The following is a 3,001-nucleotide window of genomic DNA, read 5'->3' on the forward strand; positions in this document are numbered from 1 at the left end:
GATCGCCATTCAGCGCCTGGTCTCGCTCTCCGAGCCGTGCGCCTCGATGTCCTCCAGCGCCTGGGTCTGCGGCCGCTGCACGTGGTCGGCCTCGGCGGCGACCGCGTCGACCAGCGCCATGAACCCGCCGGTGATGGCGAGGACCGTCTCCGCCACCTGCTGCTGTTCGCGCCGGACCTGCTCGCCGACCGCGTTGGCGAAGTCGTCGTCGCCGCCCTCCTCGCCCCACCAGCCCGAGTACTGCGCGCAGCCGTTCTCGAAGCGGGGCAGCATCTCGTCGCCGTAGCGCACGGCGTCGGCGAGGTGTCTGGAGCCCTGCAGGATCGCCTGGATGTCGGCGGAGTAGTTGCCGGCCATGGTTACGCGCCCCCCTGCCGTCTCTTGTCGTCCTCGTCGTCCTCGACGATCTCGTCGCGGAGCCTGCTCATCGCCGTGGGTCCCTCCGCGACGGAGGTCTCGCGGAGCAGCGATCCGAAGAGGGACTCCCAGTCGACGCCCATCCGTTCCGGGGCGGCGCCGCGCGCGGTCATCCTGGTGAGCGGGTCGAGCGTGGCGACGACCCGGCGGGCCATCTCGGCCCGCGCCTTGTTCGCGGCCTCCAGCACCGCCGCGGAGAGCTGGGCGGCGGCCATGGTCCGGTACTTGCCGTCGAGGAACTCCAGGCCGGTCAGTTCGCCCTTCGCTCCGACGGAGACCCGGACCGACCGGTCCGCCGAACGCGCGGTGACCGAGGCCGCGTCCAGTTCGGCGCGTGCCGAGGCCGCGGCCTGTTCCGCCGCCTTGAGGTGGGCCATCGCCTGGGCCACCCGGTCCTCCATCGGCCGGTTCATCCCGGTCCCCTTCCTCTCAGCGTCCCAGGGCCTGCGGCGCGCCGCCCTCGTCGGTGCCCCAGACGTCCTCGTCCTCGGCCAGCCACGTGGTCCGTTCCCGGTCCCCGCTCTCCGTCTGCGGCCTGTCCCCCGCCCCCGCCCCGCCCATGGGTCCCATCGGCGGCATGAAGGGCGTACTGCTGCTGGTCTGCGTGGACCTGGGGACGACGCGGTGTTCCTCGTCGTCGACGGTCGGCGTGGTGGCGGCCGTGCGGCCGGAGCGGCCGACCACGGGCTCGATGACGGTCCTGGCGCGCTCGCCGGAGCCGCCGCCGGCCTCGCCGCCCGCGCCGCGCATCATCGGCGGGTACATCCCCGGCGAGCCCGCTCCCGTGCCGGTGCCGCCGGCGGAGGCGCCCGCCAGGGCGTCGCCGCTCTGCGGGCGTCCGAGCGCCGAGGCGAGGTCGTCCTGGTTGTAGAGGTTGTCGCTGAACGCGGAGGAGTACGCCGAGCCCGCGGAGCCCGCCGAGCCGCCCTGGCTGTAGGCGGAGAGGTCGGGGGGTTCCGGAAGGTCGGCGATGCGCTGCCGGATCAGCTCGTCGATGTCCTTCTGCTCGGCGCTGATCCGGTCGTACTCGGCCTGGATGTCGCCCATCCGCTGGTCGTACTCGGCCTTGGCGTCCTTGCGCGCCTGTTCGGCCTCGGTGCGCGCCTCCTCGCGTTCCGCCTGGGCGTCGGCCTTCGCCCGGTCGTACTCGCTCCTGGCGTCGGCCTCGGCGGCGTCCGCCCGGTCGAGGGCCTCCCGTTCGGCGGCGTCGATCTCCGCGATCCGCCGGTCGTACTCCTCGCGGGCCTCGCTCTCGGGGGTGCCGGCGGCGATCTCCCGCTCGTACTCCTGGCGTGCCTCGGCGCGTTCCTGCTCAGCGTCCTGCCGCGCCTGGTCCCGCTGCTCCTGGGCTTCGGCCTTCTCCTGCTCGTACTCCTGCCGGGCCGCCGCCTCCTGGCGGTCGGCCTCCTGGAGGGCGGCGTCGCGCTCGGCGCGGGCCTCGGCCTTCTGCTGCTCGTAGTCGGCCTGCGCCTCGGCCTTGGCGTTCTGGGCGTCCAGCCTGGCCTGCTGCTTCTCCTGCAGGGCCTCGCGGCGGGCCTCCTCCTGCCAGGCCTCCGCATCGGCCCGCGCGTCGGCCTGTTCCCGCTTGGCGGCTTCCCGCTCGGCGTCGGCCTCCGCCTTGGCGGCCTCCTGCTCGCGCTCCGCTTCGGCCTTCGCCTGGGCCTGTTCCTGCTTGGCGGCTTCCTTCTCGGCGTCGGCCTCCGCCTTCGCGGCTGCCTGCTCGGCCTTGGCCTCGGCCTTGGCGGCCTCCTGCTCCGCCTTGGCCTCGGCCTTCTCCTTCCCGGCCTGTTCCTTGGCGGCCTCCTGCTCGGCCTTGGCTTCCGCCTTCTCCTTCTCCTGCTCGGCCTTGGCCTCCGCCTTCTCCTTCTCGGCCTCCGCCTTGGCGGCCTCCTGCTCGCGCTTCGCCTCGGCCTTCTCGGCCTCCTGCTCCGCCTTCGCCTCGGCCTTCTCCTTCGCCGCCTCTTCCTTGGCGGCCTCCTGTTCGGCCTTGGCCTCGGCGCGGTCGGCTTCGGCCTGGGCCGCGGCCCGTTCCCGTTCCTTCTTCGCCTCGTCCTGCGCCTTCTGGTTCTGCGCGAGGACGAACGCCTGCTGCTCGGCCGCCGCCTGCTTGGCCTCGGCCTTCTCCTTCTCCTGCTCCGCCTTGGCCTCGGCCTTCTCCTTCTCGGCCTGTTCCTTGGCGGCTTCCTGTTCGGCCTTGGCCTCGGCCTTCTCCTTCTCCTGCTCCGCCTTCGCCTCGGCCTTCTCCTTCTCGGCCTGTTCCTTGGCGGCTTCCTGCTCGGCCTTGGCCTCGGCCTTCTCCTTCTCCTGCTCCGCCTTCGCCTCGGCCTTCTCCTTCTCGGCTTCGGCCTTCTCCTTGTCCCGCTCGGCCTTGGCCTCCGCCTTCTCCTTCTCGGCTTCCGCCTTGGCTTCGGCCTTCTCCTTCTCGGCCTCCGCCTTCTCCTTGTCCCGCTCGGCCTTGGCCTCCGCCTTCTCCTTCTCCGCCGCCGCCTTGGCTTCGGCCTTCTCCTTCTCGGCCTCCGCCTTCTCCTTGTCCCGCTCGGCCTTGGCCTCCGCCTTCTCCTTCTCCGCCGCCGCCTTGGCGTAG

At 72.7% G+C, this 3,001-nt stretch carries 2 protein-coding genes and 1 pseudogene; all 3 read right to left on the bottom strand.

Features of this window, described 5'->3' with window-relative positions:
- Window positions 1-9 precede the first annotated feature (9 nt).
- Entirely contained in the window at window positions 10-357 is a 348-nt protein-coding gene (locus tag ACH5AO_RS32335) for a hypothetical protein (protein ID WP_398930917.1), read from the bottom strand.
- Window positions 358-359: 2 nt separating this feature from the next.
- Complete coding sequence (locus ACH5AO_RS32340) at window positions 360-830, bottom strand: YbaB/EbfC family nucleoid-associated protein (protein ID WP_398930919.1); 471 nt, start codon at window positions 828-830, stop codon at window positions 360-362.
- Between the two features lie 16 nt (window positions 831-846).
- Window positions 847-3,001 (bottom strand): annotated as a pseudogene (locus ACH5AO_RS32345) (hypothetical protein); the annotation flags it as partial.

The organism is Streptomyces sp. NPDC018964, assembly GCF_044390325.1.
In the GTDB taxonomy this organism is placed as follows: Bacteria; Actinomycetota; Actinomycetes; order Streptomycetales; family Streptomycetaceae; genus Streptomyces.